This window comes from Burkholderia sp. MR1-5-21 (genome assembly GCF_053427715.1).
Genome location: NZ_JBSAXD010000025.1, coordinates 111585 through 127647 on the forward strand (window position 1 = coordinate 111585; position 16063 = coordinate 127647).

Genomic DNA, 16063 nt, shown 5'->3' on the forward strand with positions numbered 1-16063 from the left:
CCCGGCCCCGCGCCACGCCTTTCCCGGCGTGCGCGGGGCCGCACGCGTTTGACCTGCCGGGATTGCCATGAACGAACACGAAGTGCGGCAACGCCTCGACGACCTGCGTGAGGTCGTCGTCCAACATGCGGCCCGCGACGGACGCGGACGATTGAAGAGAATCCTCCGTACGTGCGCCGGCATCGCCACGCGCATCGCCGGGACGGATCCGGACATCCGGCCGGTCCCGCTTGCCGGCGACGCCCGCTTGCGACCGCGCGTATGGCTGTCGGACTACGTCGTGCCGCTCATGTGGGCCACGTTCATCTGCGCGGTGGCGACGATTGCCGCGAGCGCGCTGCTGCGCGTGTTCGACCTGTCGAACGTCGTGATGCTGTTCCTGATGACGGTCGTGCTCATTGCGCTGCGGCTCGGCCGTCTCGCGGGCGCGTGGGCGGCGTTCGTGTGCGTCGGCTGCTTCGACTTCTTCTTCGTCGAGCCGAGATGGTCGTTCGCGGTGTCCGACACGCAGTACGTGTTCACGTTCGCGCTGATGCTCGCGGTGGCGCTCGCGATCGGCCAGCTCGCGGCGCGCCTGCGCGCGGAGGCGCGCGCCGCGCGCGCGAACGAGAGGCGCTCGGCGGCGCTCGCGCGGGTCGCGCACGATCTGTCGGCCGCGATCGAGACCGAGCAGATCGCGCTGATCTGCACCGGCACGATCGCGCAGTTGCTGGGCGTGCACGTCGCGCTCCTGCTGCCCGATGCGCGCGACCGGCTGCGCGCCACACGCGACGCGTGGTTCGTCGATCCGGCGGCGGCGCAATGGGCATTCGACCACGCGCAGCCGGCCGGCCGCAGCACGCCGGCGTTCGACCGCTCGGTCGCGCAGTACCTGCCGCTGAAGGCGCCGATGCGCGTGCGCGGCGTGCTCGTGCTGCTCCCCGATACGCAGCCGGTGCCGACCGATCCGGACGACCGGCGTTTGCTCGATGCGCTGTGCTCGTCGGTCGCGATGGCGCTGGAGCGCGTGCATTACGTCGGCGTCGCACAGGAGACGCACGTCAGGATGGAAGGCGAGCGGCTGAGAAACGCGCTGCTGGCCGCGGTGTCGCACGACCTGAAGACGCCGCTGACCGCGATCCGCGGCTTGGCGGAGACGCTCGAGCGGCCTGAGCGGCTCGCGCCCGGGCAACCGGCCGGGCTGGCGCGCGGGATCCGCAACCAGGCCGAGGAACTGCATCGGCTCGTCGTGAACCTGCTCGATCTGGCGCGGATGCAGAGCGAAGGCGTGCGGCTGAACCGCGAGTGGCATGTGCTCGACGAGATCGTCGGCAGCGCGCTCGCGCATTCCGCCGGCGTGCTCGCCGGCCGCGACGTGAAGGCCGACCTGCCGGCCGACCTGCCGCTGATCGACGTCGATGCGCTGCTGATCGAGCGCGTGCTGATCAACCTGCTCGACAACGCCGCGAAGTATGCGGGCGCGGACGCGTCGGTGTCGGTGCGTGCACGCGTGTTCGGCGAGACGGTCTACGTGTTCGTCGAGGACGACGGGCCCGGCTTCGTCGCGCGCGATACCGAGCCGCTGTTCGAGCCGTTCGAGCGCGGACGCAAGGAATCGTCGATCACCGGCGTCGGGCTCGGGCTCGCGCTGTGCCGCAGCATCGTCAATGCGCACGGCGGCTCGATCCGCGCGGTGCCGCTCGAACCGCACGGCGCGCGGTTCGAAATTCGCCTACCGTCGGGCGCGCCGCCCGACATCGAACACGAGAGTCAATCATGATCAGGTCGCGCGTGCTTATCGTCGAGGACGAATCGGACATCCGGCGTTTCGTCAGGATGGCGCTGGAACAGGAGGGGATGGATGCGTGCGAGGCGTCGACGGCGAAGGAGGCCCGGATGTACGCGGCGAGCAGCAAGCCCGATCTCGTGATCGTCGATCTGGGCTTGCCCGACGACGACGGCAAGGCGTTCATCCGCGAACTGCGCGAATGGTCGACCGTGCCCGTGATCGTGCTGTCCGCCCGGCAGCAGGAAGTGGAAAAGGTCGCGGCGCTCGATGCGGGCGCGGACGATTACCTCGCGAAGCCGTTCGGCGTGCCCGAGCTGCTCGCGCGCGCGCGCGCGCAATTGCGGCGCGCGGCGTTCGTGTCGACCGACGGGCAGGCGTCGTCGCTCGTCCGGTTCGGCGGCGTGGTGGTCGATATGGGCAAGCACGAAGTCTTCCGGGACGGCGCGCCGGTGCACCTGACCCGGCTCGAATTCCGCCTGCTCGCGGCGCTGATTCGCGGACGCGGCGGCGTGATCGCTGCGCGGCAGTTGCTGGCCGAGGTATGGGGCATCCACGACGCGGACCGCGCGCACTACGTCCGCGTGTACATGACGAACCTGCGGCAGAAGCTCGAGCAGGTGCCGACAACGCCCCGGTACCTGCTCACCGAATTGCAGTTCGGCTATCGGCTGGTCGGGCTGGAGGCGGTCGGCGCGGCGCGCGGCGACGACGGAGGGGGCACTGAAACCCTGGCGGAATCGGGGTCGGTTCATAACGTCTAGACAACTTCGATGCCGCCGCCGCCGGGGATGGCGCGGCGCCGGAACGTCCGTTTTCAGCCGAATGTAATCTTAGTTAATTGAAAGATAAGGAAATTTCGTTCAGGAAAACAATTCGGTGACATAGAGATAAACACGGATTGCTGGCGCAGCCTGGTAAACGGCAAAGTTGTATGTACAACTTAGGCGTCCATTTCATATGAAGGTACGCCGGTTGGACGGGTTCGCGGCGGCATGACGCCGCTCCGGCCACGCGGGCGTCGCCCGCCCGGCGGCGAACCCGGCGCCCAGATTGCCATTGACAGGAACGCCATGAAGAAACTCGCGCTCGGTATTGCCCTCGCATGCATCGCGGTCGGTGCGCACGCCAAGGATTGGTCGACGATCCGTTTCGGTGTCGACGCCAGCTATCCGCCTTTCGAATCGAAAGACGTCAACGGCAAGGTGGTCGGCTTCGACGTCGACCTTGGCAACGAGATCTGCGCGCGCCTGAAGGCGAAGTGCGTGTGGGTCGAGAACGATTTCGACGGGATGATCCCGGCGCTGAAGGCGAAGAAGTTCGACGGCGTGCTGTCGTCGATGTCGATGACGCCGCAGCGCGCCGAGCAGATCGCGTTCTCCGACAAGCTGTTCAACACGCCGACGCGCCTCGTCGCGAAGAAGGGCTCGACGGTGCTGCCGACGGCGGACGCGCTGAAGGGCAAGTCGGTCGGCGTCGAGCAGGGCACGATCCAGGAAACCTACGCGAAGACGTACTGGGCGCCGAAGGGCGTGCAGGTCGTGCCGTACCAGAACCAGGACGGCGTCTATGCGGACCTCGCGTCGGGCCGCCTCGACGCCGCGCTGCAGGACGCGGTGCAGGCCGACATCGGTTTCCTGAAGACGCCGCGCGGCGCGGGCTTCCAGTTCGCCGGTGGCGACATCGACGATCCGAAGACGCTCGGCAACGGTGCCGGCATCGGCATGCGCAAGGACGACGCCGACCTGAAGGCGAAGATCGACCACGCGATCGCCGACATGCTGAAGGACGGCACGTACAAGAAGCTCGAGCAGAAGTACTTCACGTTCGACGTCTACGGCGGCTGACCGCCATGCGGCGCGCCCGGCCCCGGCCGTGCGCGCCGCGCGCCTTTCTGGATTCGCTCACATGATCTTCCAAGGATTTGGCCCGCTGCTGTGGGCCGGCACGGTCGAGACCGTGAAGCTCGCGGTGCTGTCGCTTGCCGCGTCGCTCGTGCTGGGGTTGGCCGGCGCGGCCGCGAAACTGTCGACGAACCGCGTGCTGTCGGCGGTCGGCACGTTCTACACGACGCTGATCCGCGCCGTGCCTGACCTCGTGCTGATGCTGCTGCTGTTCTACGGGATGCAGATCCTGCTGAACAACGTGACCGACGTGCTCGGCTGGGACCAGATCGACATCGACCCGTTCGTGGCCGGCGTCGTGACGCTCGGCTTCATCTACGGCGCGTACTTCACCGAGACGTTCCGCGGCGCGTTCCTGTCGGTGCCGCGCGGCCAGCTCGAAGCCGGCTTCGCGTACGGGATGGGCGGCTGGCGCGTGTTCCGCCGCATCCTGTTCCCGCAGATGATGCGCTTCGCGCTGCCGGGCATCGGCAACAACTGGCAGGTGCTCGTGAAGGCGACCGCGCTCGTGTCGATCATCGGCCTCGCCGACGTCGTGAAGGCGTCGCAGGATGCGGGCAAGAGCACGCTGGACTTCTTCTTCTTCACGCTCGCGGCAGGCGCGATCTACCTCGCGATCACGACGGTGTCGAACGTCGTGCTGCACCACCTCGAGAAGCGTTACTCGGTCGGCGTCCGGAGGCTTGCACTGTGATCGAAATCATCAGCCAGTACTGGCAGAACTATCTGTACACCGACGGCTACCGCTTCAGCGGGCTCGCGATCACGCTGTGGCTGCTCGTCGTGTCGATCGTGCTCGGTTTTGCGCTCGCGGTGCCGCTCGCGATTGCGCGAGCATCGAGCAACCGCTGGGTGTCGGGGCCCGTGTGGCTCTATACGTACGTGTTCCGCGGCACGCCACTCTACGTGCAGCTGCTGATGTGCTACACGGGCATCTACAGCCTGCAGGTCGTGCACGATCACGTTGTGCTCGACACGTTCTTCCGCAACGCGATGAACTGCACGCTGCTCGCGTTCGTGCTGAACGAATGCGCGTATGCGACGGAGATTTTCGCGGGCGCGATCAAGTCGACGTCGGCGGGCGAGGTCGAGGCCGGGCTCGCATACGGGATGTCGCGCTTCAAGCTGTATACGCGGATCATCCTGCCGTCCGCGCTGCGCCGCTCGCTGCCGAGCTACAGCAACGAAGTGATCCTGATGCTGCATGCGACGACGCTCGCGTTCACGGCGACCGTGCCGGACATCCTGAAGGTCACGCGAGACGTGAACTCGGCGACGTACATGTCGTTCCAGGCGTACGGCATCGCGGCGGTGCTTTACGCGGCGGTCGTCTTCACGCTGATCTGGGGATTCCGCAAGCTCGAGGCGCGCTGGCTCGCGTTCCTGTCGCCCCGCGGCCATTGACGCATTCACGCATTCGCGCATTCGTAAGGAAACACAAGCATGTACAAGCTCATCGTTGAGGATCTGCACAAGAAGTTCGGCGACAACGAGGTGTTGAAGGGCGTCTCGATGAAGGCGAAGGCCGGCGACGTGATCAGCATCATCGGCTCGAGCGGTTCGGGCAAGAGCACGTTCCTCCGCTGCATCAATTTTCTCGAGCAGCCGTGCTCGGGGCAGATCACGATCGGCAGCGAGGCGATCCAGACCACGCGCGACAAGAGCGGTTCGCTGCGCGTCGCCGACCAGAAGCAGCTGCAGCGGATGCGCACGAAGCTGTCGATGGTCTTTCAGCACTTCAACCTGTGGGCGCACATGACGGTGCTGGAGAACGTCATCGAGGCGCCGATGGCCGTGCTCGGGATCGGCAAGGACGAGGCCATTGCGCGTGCGCGCAAGTATCTCGAGAAGGTCGGGCTGCCGGCGCGGGTCGAAGGGATGTATCCGTCGCATCTGTCGGGCGGGCAGCAGCAGCGCGTCGCGATTGCGCGCGCGCTCGCGATGGAGCCCGAGGTGATGCTGTTCGACGAGCCGACTTCCGCGCTCGATCCGGAACTCGTCGGCGAAGTGCTGAAGGTGATGCAGAAGCTGGCGGAAGAAGGCCGGACGATGGTCGTCGTCACGCACGAGATGGGCTTCGCGCGCAACGTGTCGAATCACGTGATCTTCCTGCATCAGGGGAAGATCGAGGAGCAAGGGAATCCGCAGGAGATCCTCGTCAATCCGAAGAGCGAGCGGCTGGGGCAGTTTTTGTCGGGGCGGTTGAAGTAGGGCGGCGGAGTGTTCTGACGCCAACGGAAGGGAAGGCCGCCTCGTGCGGCCTTTTGTCATTTTGGCGGCGTCCAGCGCCGAGTCCTGGTAATGAAAGATTCGAAAGCCTGAACGCCCCTTTTTGCAAGCATCAGCCGTCACGCAACGCCCACTGTCAAAGATGGTCAAGTAAGTCCGCGAGCGGTGCACGAAGCATCGGCCATCTCCGTTAAGGAGGTAACAGCCGGATGACCGGCTGATCTACCCAGGAGATGTTCATGAGCCGCATCGCGAAGATTCTGACAGCGACCGTCGTTGCATGTGCCGTTCTTGCCCCGGCGATCGCCGAAGCGCATTCGCACAAGGTGTGCCATGTCGACCATCACCACCATCGCGTGTGTCGCTGGGTGCGGTAAGCATATCGGTCCCGGAGCACGCCCGGGACGCTGCGTGCATCTCAATTGATCAGGAGCGGAAAATGAAAAAGACGATGTTGATCGCGGCGTTCGTCGCCGGCATGGGTATGTCGCTTGGCGCGTTCGCACAGGTTCCAGCCAGCGCGCCGGCCGGCACGACCGGCCTCTGCAAGGACGGTACGTTCTACTCGGGTGCGTCCAAGAAGGGTGCATGCGCGGGCCACAAGGGCGTGAAGACCTGGTACGGCGCGTCGGCAGCCGCAGCAAGCGCGCCGGCTGCAATGGCGCCCGCAGCGAGCGCGCCGGCTGCGGCGCCCGCCGCGGCAGCTTCCGGTGCCACGCCCATGAAGAGTGCGGCAGCTTCCGGTGCCACGCCGATGAAGGGCGCGGCGGCCGGTGGCGGCCCGGGCAAGGTGTGGGTCAACGCCAGCACCAAGGTCTATCACTGCCAGTCCGACAAGTACTACGGCAAGACGAAGAACGGCAGCTACATGTCGGAAGCGGATGCGAAGGCGAAGGGCTTCCATCCGTCGCACGGCAAGGCCTGTTCGTAAGCTGGAACGCGGCGCCAACGCATCGCGCGTTGGCCGAAAACGCCGGGGCATCACGCACCGCCGCCGCGGCGGGTCGAACGAGGTGATGAACGTCGCCGTCGAATCGACCTGTTCGCGGGGGCGGGGTGGCCCATCGCTGCAAGCGGCGGCTGCATCGCCATCGCACCGCGTATTGGAACGCGATATGCTTTTCCTGACGGATCCTTTCGTCGAAGGAGCACCGCGATGAGCACGCCGCTAACCACCCAGTTCTCCCACGTCAAGCCGCACGACACCGCGTATCAAGGCGAAGGCCTGCGCGACTTCTTCCTGTACCGCGATCTCGGCATCGCGAAAGCGACCCACGGCAAGGTGCTCGCGCAGCTCGTGAAGGCGAATCATGCACCGGCCAAGGGCACCGGATGGCACCGTCACGAGGCCGAGTTCCATATCGTGATCATGCTGAAGGGCTGGGCGCGCTTCATGTACGGCGAGCAGGAGACACTCGTCGAGGCCGGCGACTGCGTGCATCAGCCGCCCGGGATCGTCCATTACCTGTTCGACTATTCGCCGGACATGGAGTATCTGGAGATCGTCGCACCGGCGGACTTCAAGTCGATCGACGTCGACGGGCCGTGCGCGGTGCCTGCGCCGACGCCATGGGACGACGCATGGGCATGATTCGCCGGCGCGTCGCCGCCGTGATGTGACAGTGATGTGACGATGATGCGTCAGTGAGGCGACAGCACGCCCGTCGCCTCGCTGCTGCCGGTGGTCCGTGCGGCGAGCAGCGCATGCAGCGTCACGTAATGCGCATTCGCCGCGCCGCCCGACGCCTTTGCCGTGCGATCGTACGGCTCGTTGTCATGAATCGTGCCGCGCACGATCGGATAGATCTGCGTCTCCCAGCGTTTGCCGTTGAACACGCCGTAATGCCCGGCGCCTGTCTGTACGTGATGCGTCTTCAGATAGGGCGGCAGCCCCGAACACAGCTCCTGCGCGGCGACCGTCTGGCCGACCGAGCAGATGTCGTCCTTTTCCCCTTCGATCGTCAGCAACGCAGTGCGGTGGATCGCGGCCGGTTCGACGAGCCGGCCGCCGACTGTCAGTTCGCCGCGCGCGAGCGCGTATTGCTGGAATACCTTCTCCACCGTCTCCAGATAGAACTCCGCCGTGAGATCGGCCGTCGCGAAGTATTCGTCGTAGAAGTTCCGCAGCACGTCGGCTTTCACGGGATCGCCTTTCGCGCGCTCGTAATACATGTCGGAAAACGACGACGCGTGGCGATCCGGGTTCATCGACATGAATGCGCCGAGCTGCAAGAATCCCGGATACACGCGGCGCTGCGCGCCCGGAAAGCCCGACGGCACGACGCTGATCAGATGCCGCGCGAACCAGTCGATCGGGCGGCTCGTCGCAAGCTCGTTGACCTTCGTCGGATTCACGCGGCAATCGATCGGGCCGGCCATCAGCGTCAGGCTCGCGGGTTGCGCGGGGTCGCCAGCGGCCGCCATCAGCGCGACGGCCGCGAGCGCGGCGACGGTCGGCTGGCAGATCGCGAGCACGTGCGCATCCGGGCCGATGTGATGGATGAAATCGATGACGTGCTCGACGTATTCGTCGAAGCCGAAGCGTCCGGCGCGCAGCGGGATGTCGCGCGGGTTGTGCCAGTCGGTGATATACACGTCATGATCGGCGAGCATCGTACGTACCGTGCCGCGCAGCAGCGTCGCGAAATGCCCGGACATCGGCGCGACGACCAGCACGCGCGGCTGCCGCCCGACCGGCTGCGCCTTGCGGAAGTGCAGCAGCGTGGCGAACGGGGTGGCGCAGGCGATTTCTTCGACGATCGGCACCGTCTCGCCGTCGACATCGACCGCGTCGATGCCGAACGGCGGGCGGCGATGCGAGAACGCGCAGCATTCGAGCAGTTCGCACCATGCGTCGAGGGTGCGGCCGTGCGACGTCGAGGTTGACGGCGGCCACATCGACATCGATGCGCGCAAGTAGGCGGCCCATGCGCGTGCGGGGCGCGTGCATTCGGCAAACAACTGGTAGAAAGGGTACGCAAGCATGTTCATGACCGTCGCGTTGGGTGCCACCATGCGTTGAACAAGGCAAGCCGTGTGCCAGTTGCCGGCTGGCACGCGCGTTGCACGCTTTTATTGTGTCTGGCGGCACGTACGCTGGCGTGCCGATCGTCGAAGCATGCGCCGCGACGCGAAACGTTGCAATGGCGTAACGCGCTGCGATTGCGGAAAGCTTGCACGCGCGCGTTGCGCCATGCCGGCGAATGCAATGCACATCGTTGGTGCGCCGCATGCGCAGCGGCAGCCGCTTTCGGTGCGCGTGCACACGAAACGCATCCACAGGGGAGGCGAAATGGAATCGATAGACGAAACGACGCTCACCATCAGCAGCCGGAACTACTCGTCGTGGTCGATGCGCGGGTGGCTGCTCGCGAAGCTGAGCGGCCTGCCGTTCGAGACGGTGAGCGTGCCGATCGACGCCGCGTCGCGCGCGGAATTGCTGCTGCTGTCGCCGTCGATTCTCGTGCCGTGCCTGACGCACGAAGGCAACAAGGTCTGGGACACGCTCGCGATCGCCGAGTACCTGAACGAGATCTGCCCCGATGCGCAGTTGCTGCCGAAGGAGCGGCATGCGCGCGCGCATTGCCGGTCGATCTGCGGTGAGATGCATTCGGGCTTCAGTGCGCTGCGTTCCGCGCTGCCGATGAACCTGCGTGCGCATTTTCCGAACTTCCGCATCTGGTCGCGCGCGCAGCACGATATCGAACGGATCGTGACGATCTGGCGCGAATGTCTCGCGCAGTATGACGGGCCCTGGCTGTTCGGCGAGATCAGCGTGGCCGATGCGATGTATGCGCCGGTCGTCACGCGGTTCCTGACTTATGACGTGAAGCTCGAGCCGGACATCGCCGAGTACTGCATGCGCGTGCTCGCGCAGCCGTTCGTCGCGGAGTGGATCGACGCGGCGAAGGCGGAGAAGGAAGATATCGACGAGCTCGACATGGAATTTTGAGCGACGGATTGCGTGTTGGGCGGAGCAATGCATCGCGTTGCGGAATCGCATGTGCAAGGCGATATCGAACTCGTGCGGGCCGTCCGGCATATGGTGTGCACGCATCGCGCCGCTCCACATTCATCACGGTAGCTCGCGCCTCAATCCGTTTCTGCGTCTCCTGCACACATTCAGAGCGGCAGCGCGGTGAGCTGCCGCTCGCCGCATGGTTGTTCATCAGCATCGGATTTGGTCAATGTCCGCTTAAATCAGAAGAATCAACGAGACGCGCGTTCTCCCGTCGCGGCGGCAATCGTTTGCCAAAGGGGTAAAGCTTGCGAGTGCTGTGCCGATAACGCAGGTCCAGTTACCGGGAGACCAACACGTGAAGCCGATTCTCATTCTTGTCGTCGCAGCCGCGTTGGCCGGCTGCGCCCAACTTCAGCCCGGACATCAGGACGCGAATGCACATAACGACGCATCGCCCGCGCCGACGAAGCTTGTCGACTTCGTCATTCCGGCCGATGCGCTTGGCGCACGCGACCCGCAACTGACCGCCGTGCTCGCGAAAGTCGGCGCACTCGCGTCGCGGCAGCCGCAACCGATGACGATTCGCGTTGCCGCGCTGCCGCAGGATTTCAGCTACCTGAACCAGTCGATCCGCCGTGGCATGGCGGCGCAGCGCGGCGCATCGGTGCGCGTCGAGAACGTCGCGGCCGGCAGTTGCCAGCCGTACAGCGTTCAGCTCGGTCCGACTCAGTGATGGGAGATCTCGCCATGCTAAGACTGTCGATCTGTTCGGCGATGCTCGTATGCGGAACCGCCTACGCGGCACAACCTGCCGACAACACCTCGCCGCTCCTGTCCGCTGCGCCCACTCAAGTGCTTCCTCCGCTGCCCCCGCTGGCGTCGCTGCCGCCGACCGCCGGTGGCGACGAGGATGTGCCGGAGCATGCAAACGTCCGTCACGCGAAGAAGTCCCGTCACGCGCCATCCGTGAAGAAAGCGCCGGAGTTTCAGGTGCATCTCGTGGTATCCGATGCGTCGCGCGCGGCACTTACGGCCGTGGACAAGAAGCTCGACGACGCATTGGAAAACGGTGCGCGCGATCGCCGCGCGACCGGGACCGGCGCGTCTGCGTTGGCGATGTCGCATTGAAGCGGCCGGATCGGATCGGGTGACGAATCATGGCAAACGCTTGTATCGCAATGGCGCAGCGTGGCTGCGTGAAATGGCTGTCTTTCTTGATACTTCTAGGCGCGATCCTGATCGCGCCGGCGTACGCGGATGACGCTCAGTCCGGCGACGCGTGCTTCGAACGCGCAGGCGGCTACCAGGGCGTCAACCCGAACATCTTGCGGGCGATCGCATGGTATGAATCGAAGGGCAATCCCGGCGCCGTGCATCGCAACGCGGATGGCAGCATCGACATCGGCCAGACCCAGATCAACTCCGTGCACTTCGGCGAGCTGCGCCGGTACGGCGTGCTGCCCGGCGCGCTGAGGGACGCGTGCGTGAACATCTTCGTCGCGGCGTGGATGCTGAAGCAGAAGATGGTCCGCTACGGAAACACGTGGCAGGCGATCGGCGCTTACCACTCGGAAACGCCGCGCTTGCGGGACGAGTACGCGCGCAACATTCACGCGGTACTCGTGTCGTGGGGAATGAGCGAGTGAGCAACGGCGCGACGAAGGGCGTGCGCCATTCGATGCATTGAAGGCCAACAGTAATGTTCAAACTCGATGTCGATTGATTTGCATCAAATCAAATGACATCACGTTTTCCCTGAGGAATCGCAACACATCAGCCTGCTGCCTGTAGCGCGCTTGAAGCGCAAACGTTTCACATCAAAATTCGTCTCCGGACGCGCTGTGAGCCGTTAAAGAACCGTGTTTCCGATGTCGTTAACGGGAACACGGGGCACGGCTGTCGACTCACGTGTGAAGCGTGAGCGCAGTCGAGAAAAACAGTCAGCGCAGCAGGGGAAAATCGTGAATCGTCAACAGTCGTGGTCGCGTACGGCGTCGCCCGGCGAAGTCATCTATTCGGAAGGTTTCGGGGGAGAGGCGGTCATCTTTCTGATCGCGGATGGCAAGGTCGAGCTATCCACACGATGCGACGACAAGAAGGTTGTCGTTGCAACCCTTGGCCGAGGGGAGTTCTTCGGCGAATCCGCGTTGCTCGCATCCGAGCCGCGCGGCCATACCGCGAAGGCGCTTTCGTTTTGTCAGCTCACGGTCGTGCCGGCGACGATGCTCGACGAGGAAATCGAGAAAGTGTCCGCGCTGCTGCGCCACATCGTGCGGACGATGATCCGACGCGTGAAGCGCAAGGACGATCAGCTCGCGACCTATACACATGCCGATTTCATGCCGGGCGTGCTGTCTTATGCGCATGTGCTCGCGCTGATGGCGGGCGCGGAGCGTCGCGAAGGCGGCGACTCCTGGGCGCGCCGGCCGATGCAGACGCACGCCGAGGAAGCGTCGGTGTCGCTCGCCGAAGTGATCAAGAAGTGCCGCGCGATCGCCGGTCATTCGCGTCCGCACGTGATGGCGATGCTCAGGCGGATGGAGAAGCTCAATCTCGTCACGATCGAGGCCGCGCATGCGGAGCAGTCGGGCGGCGCGCCGCTCGATTATGCGTCGTCGGCGGATGCGCGCCAGGTCGTCACGTTCGATGCCGCACGCATCGTCGATCGCGCGCAGCAGGTCGCGGATCATGACCTCGACATTTCCATCAACAGCGAACTCGAGCTGATCGAGCTGGCCGATCTCGAATCGCTGATCGGCGTCGAGCGGAAGCTGCTGCTCAACAAGCTGTCGCATGGGGAAATCGCGGAGGAATTGTTCGCGTTCCGCAAGTCGAAGGTGCTCAATTTCGTCGAGCAGAAGGGCGTTGCGTATTTTTCGCGGCGCAACGTGCGGCGGGGTGGCGAGATCAAGGCACTGGAGGATCTCGCGTGGGTCGATCAGCGGACGCTGTTCGAGGTCATCAGTGCGTTCGATACGTACGATCTCGCGAAGCTGATCGCGAGCGTTGACGATCAGTCGGTTGCGGATCGGTTGTTCTCGGTGATGACCGAGACGCGGCGCAATGAAGTGTCGTGGGTCATGCGGCGCGATCTCAAGCTCGATCCGGTTGAGGTCGGTGATATCGAGCAGCGGCTGCTGGATGCGGTGCGGGCGATCAAGGCGCCGGCTGGGGCTGCTGTGGCGGATCCGGATGCCGCGAAATGAGCGTGGTTGATACGGTTGTTGACTGATGACGATGCCGGTCGCCCAACGCGTGCGGCCGGCCGGAGAGAGACATGGACCTGTTGACCCTGTTCGGCGTGGTGTTCGGTGGCGCAGCCATCGTGTTCGGGTTTTCGCTTGAGGGCGGGCATTTCTCGACGCTGTTTCAGGTCGAGGCGTTCGTCATCGTGCTGGGTGGGACGCTCGGCGCGGTGATGATTCAGAACACGTGGGCGAGGTTCTTTGACGCGGTGAAGCAACTGCGGCTCGCGTTTGTAAGGGCGCGGCAGGTTGATCGGCAAAGTCTGACGGATCTGCTGGAGTGGGGCGATCGCGCGAAGCTCAACGGGTTGCTCGCGTTCGAATCGATGGATGTCAGCGGGATTCATCCGTTTGCGCGGCGGGGGCTGGAACTGCTGGCGAATGGGGTGTCGACGGCCGTGCTGGAGGATGCGTTGCAGCGCGAGCTCGATGCGTATGAGCGCAGCCATATGGCGGCGGCAAGGGTCTGGCAGCAGGCGGGCGGGTATGCACCGACGTTCGGCATCCTCGGGTCGGTGATGGGGCTGATTCAGGTCACGAGCCATATTCTCGAACCGGCACAGCTCGGGCCGGGGATCGCGGTGGCGTTTGTTGCTACGTTGTATGGGCTCGCGCTGGCGAATCTCGTGTTTCTGCCGTTGTATGGGAAGCTGCGGGCGCAGGTGGAGAGTGAATTGCGGTTTCGCAAGCTTTATCTCGACGGGCTGCTCGCGATCTCGCGGAAGGAGTCGCCGCATACGATCGAGACGCGGTTGACGGGGGATGTGCGGGGGCGGGCGGCGGAGTCGTTGGCTTGATGGGCTTAGGGCGTTTCTTGGTCTTTTAACGCCACGCATAACGAACACGGGTTCTGACCTATGTACGCGCAATCTGGTAACAAGCGCCTCGCAACCGATACCGACGATCACGACGAACACGGCGGCGAAGGCTCGCAGTCCGGCCGATGGCTGATCTCCTATGCGGATCTCATCACCACGCTGATGGTGCTGTTTCTCGCCCTTTATGTGCTGCAACTCGCGAAGTACAACGCGCTTGAGGTGCGGTATCAGACGGTGGTGCAGCAGGGGGCGACGCAAGGCAAGCAAAATGTGGCTAGCGACGCTCAAAGCCATGCTGCGCAGGAATGGTCTTCGTTGCTGAAGTCGCTGAAGGATCAGGGGCAGGTGACGGTTACGAATGCCGCGCATGGTGTCGAGATTGGGATCAACGCGAAGGTTCTGTTCAACGTTGGAGACGCGCGCTTGCTGCCTGAGGCTTCGGATGTGCTCGCGCGGATCGCGGGCGTGCTGAAGGATCATCCGGCAAACAACATCCTCGTCGAAGGCCATACGGATAGCACGCCTATATCGACCGCGAAGTACGAATCCAATTGGGAACTGTCGTCGGCGCGGGCGGGGGCTGTTGTCCGGTATCTGGTCGAGCGAGGTGTGGAGCCGCATCGGCTCGCTGCGATAGGGCGGGCGGATAACTTGCCGCTTATGGTCGGGGATGACGCGGCGGCGCGAGCGGCGAATCGGCGGGTGACGATACTTGTGCAGTATTGAAGAGGCGGCTTATCGGCCTTTGCCGACATTGAAGCGGGCTGAGTTCTACGTCGGCAATGTGGCGGATTGCTGACAGCGGCGGCACCGAGCAGCCGAACGTCAGCTTTCTGCATCAGCGAACTCACGCTCCCGACCCACAACCGCCTGCCGTGTGAACACGCCTTGAATGTCCGGTTGCCAGTGCGGCCGTTCCTCCTTTAATTTCTCCAACAGGTGGCTGAAACGGGCACTCATCGTGTGAGCAGCGATCCAGTTCTGATCAGTGTGATGGAATTGAACGGATCGCAGCCAGCCTCGCGAATTCTGCATGTATTTCTTGCGACAACGTCACCCCAATGGCACTCGCGACGGCAGGACAAAGAGTGCCGAGGAAGCGCTCGTCGTCATCAGCTATGGACAGAGCCGCCTCAATCGGAGGCACCGTCTTCTGAGGCCTTGATAGCCTGAACATCTCCGACCCGACAATCCGCTTCCATGCTTTGTGCTGCCATGAGGCAATGATCGCAATGAGGTATCTCTTGAAATTCGATCGGCTGGCTTGTTGTACAAATCGTATCACCGCCAAGCCGTAAGCCATTGGTGTCGGAAGCGCGTCGCTTCTGAACGATCTGACGGAATCGAACAAAGCATCGTCGAATGAGGATGCCGCCGGCAATTGAAGCGTCGTATTCGCGCGAGCAAGTGCAGCGTCAGCGACATCGCCGCCGAACTCAGCCTTCAGCGCCACATCAAGGCCCGAAAGTACTTCCGACGAATACTTACAAGCAGCGGCAATGGCATATGCAAACACTGCATCACTGATGAAGGCGGAAATAAGAGGAGCGGAAAGGTCAGTGCGAGCCAGCGGCGGAATGACGCCTCGCGGCGGCTCTAGGACATCGAACGCTGCTCTCATCTGCTGTGCGTGCTGGGACAGATGCGCCATCGCCTCGACGTAACTCCACAGGTGGCGTGCGAAACCAACTGCGTTCAAATCTGCGATGTCGCGCGTCACTCTCCTCGCGCGAAGATTGATTTCCATTACGGGGATCGGACCACCCGTGAGTTGGTTGTATAAATTGTCGGCGATGCCTGCGTTCTCGCCGCTCGTCACTTCGGATCCGGCAAGCATGTACCAAGCAAGGTCAAGCGAGCCGAGCGGGCGCTCGCTGATAGCCCTTTGCGGTTCAGGGTTGCTGCAACAGCCTGGTTCGATCGCAATAGGCTGTCCGTCGATCTCGACCTTGTCTCTGTCAATGTGCGCCTGCGCCCACAGCACCGTGTGGCGAACCACGTGGTGGCAATACGTGGCGCGAAGCGACGATGCAGGACTAATGCTCGCAAGCGCTGCCAGCGCGTCACGCAAGCCGGTCAGTGCACGCTTGACCTGTTCGATTTGGAGAGCAGCAACTGCGGCATCTGCGCCAAGACCGACC

General features: G+C 63.9%; 17 protein-coding genes and 1 pseudogene. 16 read left to right on the top strand and 2 right to left on the bottom strand.

Annotation, left to right across the window (positions count from 1 at the left end; all coding sequences use genetic code 11):
- Positions 1–67: 67 nt before the first annotated feature.
- The 9 genes from ACV229_RS29065 to ACV229_RS29105 all read left to right on the top strand — a co-directional run bounded on the left by ACV229_RS29065 (position 68) and on the right by ACV229_RS29105 (position 7489).
- On the top strand, positions 68–1759 hold the full coding sequence (locus ACV229_RS29065; protein WP_448086524.1) for a DUF4118 domain-containing protein: 1692 nt from the start codon (positions 68–70) through the stop codon (positions 1757–1759).
- Positions 1756–2529 (top strand): response regulator, encoded by a 774-nt coding sequence (locus ACV229_RS29070; protein WP_448086525.1) that lies wholly within the window; start codon positions 1756–1758, stop codon positions 2527–2529. Before ACV229_RS29065 ends, ACV229_RS29070 begins: the two co-directional genes overlap by 4 nt.
- Positions 2530–2838: 309 nt before the next feature.
- A complete protein-coding gene (locus ACV229_RS29075) occupies positions 2839–3612 on the top strand; it encodes an ABC transporter substrate-binding protein (RefSeq protein ID WP_448086526.1) in 774 nt (257 codons plus the stop codon).
- A 61-nt stretch (positions 3613–3673) separates the two neighbouring features.
- On the top strand, positions 3674–4363 hold the full coding sequence (locus tag ACV229_RS29080; protein ID WP_448086527.1) for an ABC transporter permease: 690 nt from the start codon (positions 3674–3676) through the stop codon (positions 4361–4363).
- Positions 4360–5073 carry an ABC transporter permease gene (locus ACV229_RS29085; protein ID WP_448086528.1) on the top strand — a complete coding sequence of 238 codons (714 nt, stop codon included), beginning with the start codon at positions 4360–4362 and terminating at the stop codon, positions 5071–5073. Before ACV229_RS29080 ends, ACV229_RS29085 begins: the two co-directional genes overlap by 4 nt.
- Positions 5074–5112: 39 nt before the next feature.
- Positions 5113–5880: an ABC transporter ATP-binding protein gene (locus ACV229_RS29090; RefSeq protein WP_448086529.1), complete on the top strand. Its 768-nt coding sequence runs from the start codon at positions 5113–5115 to the stop codon at positions 5878–5880.
- A gap of 257 nt (positions 5881–6137) precedes the next feature.
- Complete coding sequence (locus ACV229_RS29095; protein WP_448086530.1) at positions 6138–6275, top strand: HHHH-motif protein; 138 nt, start codon at positions 6138–6140, stop codon at positions 6273–6275.
- A gap of 62 nt (positions 6276–6337) precedes the next feature.
- Entirely contained in the window at positions 6338–6829 is a 492-nt protein-coding gene (locus ACV229_RS29100) for a DUF3761 domain-containing protein (protein ID WP_448086531.1), read from the top strand.
- 225 nt (positions 6830–7054) lie between these two features.
- Positions 7055–7489 carry a cupin domain-containing protein gene (locus ACV229_RS29105; RefSeq protein WP_448086532.1) on the top strand — a complete coding sequence of 145 codons (435 nt, stop codon included), beginning with the start codon at positions 7055–7057 and terminating at the stop codon, positions 7487–7489.
- 50 nt (positions 7490–7539) lie between these two features.
- On the opposite strand, the gene ACV229_RS29110 is transcribed toward ACV229_RS29105, so the two are convergent.
- The gene (locus ACV229_RS29110; RefSeq protein WP_448086533.1) at positions 7540–8889 is read right to left on the bottom strand and encodes a polyhydroxyalkanoate depolymerase; all 1350 of its coding nucleotides are present in this window, start codon (positions 8887–8889) and stop codon (positions 7540–7542) included.
- A 301-nt stretch (positions 8890–9190) separates the two neighbouring features.
- On the opposite strand from ACV229_RS29110, the gene ACV229_RS29115 reads away from it, so the two are divergent.
- The 7 genes from ACV229_RS29115 to ACV229_RS29145 all read left to right on the top strand — a co-directional run bounded on the left by ACV229_RS29115 (position 9191) and on the right by ACV229_RS29145 (position 14648).
- Positions 9191–9850: a glutathione S-transferase family protein gene (locus tag ACV229_RS29115; protein WP_448086534.1), complete on the top strand. Its 660-nt coding sequence runs from the start codon at positions 9191–9193 to the stop codon at positions 9848–9850.
- Between the two features lie 364 nt (positions 9851–10214).
- Positions 10215–10592: a hypothetical protein gene (locus tag ACV229_RS29120; RefSeq protein WP_448086535.1), complete on the top strand. Its 378-nt coding sequence runs from the start codon at positions 10215–10217 to the stop codon at positions 10590–10592.
- On the top strand, positions 10592–10987 hold the full coding sequence (locus ACV229_RS29125) for a hypothetical protein (RefSeq protein WP_448086536.1): 396 nt from the start codon (positions 10592–10594) through the stop codon (positions 10985–10987). The genes ACV229_RS29120 and ACV229_RS29125 overlap by 1 nt, the downstream gene beginning before the upstream one ends.
- A gap of 50 nt (positions 10988–11037) precedes the next feature.
- Positions 11038–11505 (top strand): lytic transglycosylase domain-containing protein, encoded by a 468-nt coding sequence (locus ACV229_RS29130; RefSeq protein ID WP_448086544.1) that lies wholly within the window; start codon positions 11038–11040, stop codon positions 11503–11505.
- A 315-nt stretch (positions 11506–11820) separates the two neighbouring features.
- The gene (locus ACV229_RS29135; protein ID WP_448086537.1) at positions 11821–13065 is read left to right on the top strand and encodes a Crp/Fnr family transcriptional regulator; all 1245 of its coding nucleotides are present in this window, start codon (positions 11821–11823) and stop codon (positions 13063–13065) included.
- 71 nt (positions 13066–13136) lie between these two features.
- Positions 13137–13901, top strand: a complete 765-nt coding sequence (locus ACV229_RS29140; protein ID WP_448086538.1) for a flagellar motor protein — start codon at positions 13137–13139, stop codon at positions 13899–13901.
- Positions 13902–13961: 60 nt separating this feature from the next.
- Positions 13962–14648 (top strand): OmpA/MotB family protein, encoded by a 687-nt coding sequence (locus ACV229_RS29145; protein WP_448086539.1) that lies wholly within the window; start codon positions 13962–13964, stop codon positions 14646–14648.
- A gap of 259 nt (positions 14649–14907) precedes the next feature.
- On the opposite strand, the pseudogene ACV229_RS29150 reads toward ACV229_RS29145, so the two are convergent.
- Positions 14908–16063: pseudogene (locus ACV229_RS29150) on the bottom strand (hypothetical protein); the annotation flags it as partial.

What these genes read in the sequence shown, in the direction of transcription:
- ACV229_RS29065 (WP_448086524.1), top strand. Translation starts at nt 68, where the DNA reads ATGAACGAACACGAAGTGCGGCAACGCCTCGACGACCTGCGTGAGGTC.
- ACV229_RS29070 (WP_448086525.1), top strand. Translation starts at nt 1,756, where the DNA reads ATGATCAGGTCGCGCGTGCTTATCGTCGAGGACGAATCGGACATCCGG.
- ACV229_RS29075 (WP_448086526.1), top strand. Translation starts at nt 2,839, where the DNA reads ATGAAGAAACTCGCGCTCGGTATTGCCCTCGCATGCATCGCGGTCGGT.
- ACV229_RS29080 (WP_448086527.1), top strand. Translation starts at nt 3,674, where the DNA reads ATGATCTTCCAAGGATTTGGCCCGCTGCTGTGGGCCGGCACGGTCGAG.
- ACV229_RS29090 (WP_448086529.1), top strand. Translation starts at nt 5,113, where the DNA reads ATGTACAAGCTCATCGTTGAGGATCTGCACAAGAAGTTCGGCGACAAC.
- ACV229_RS29095 (WP_448086530.1), top strand. Translation starts at nt 6,138, where the DNA reads ATGAGCCGCATCGCGAAGATTCTGACAGCGACCGTCGTTGCATGTGCC.
- ACV229_RS29100 (WP_448086531.1), top strand. Translation starts at nt 6,338, where the DNA reads ATGAAAAAGACGATGTTGATCGCGGCGTTCGTCGCCGGCATGGGTATG.
- ACV229_RS29105 (WP_448086532.1), top strand. Translation starts at nt 7,055, where the DNA reads ATGAGCACGCCGCTAACCACCCAGTTCTCCCACGTCAAGCCGCACGAC.
- ACV229_RS29110 (WP_448086533.1), bottom strand. Translation starts at nt 8,889, where the DNA reads ATGAACATGCTTGCGTACCCTTTCTACCAGTTGTTTGCCGAATGCACG.
- ACV229_RS29115 (WP_448086534.1), top strand. Translation starts at nt 9,191, where the DNA reads ATGGAATCGATAGACGAAACGACGCTCACCATCAGCAGCCGGAACTAC.
- ACV229_RS29125 (WP_448086536.1), top strand. Translation starts at nt 10,592, where the DNA reads ATGGGAGATCTCGCCATGCTAAGACTGTCGATCTGTTCGGCGATGCTC.
- ACV229_RS29130 (WP_448086544.1), top strand. Translation starts at nt 11,038, where the DNA reads ATGGCGCAGCGTGGCTGCGTGAAATGGCTGTCTTTCTTGATACTTCTA.
- ACV229_RS29140 (WP_448086538.1), top strand. Translation starts at nt 13,137, where the DNA reads ATGGACCTGTTGACCCTGTTCGGCGTGGTGTTCGGTGGCGCAGCCATC.
- ACV229_RS29145 (WP_448086539.1), top strand. Translation starts at nt 13,962, where the DNA reads ATGTACGCGCAATCTGGTAACAAGCGCCTCGCAACCGATACCGACGAT.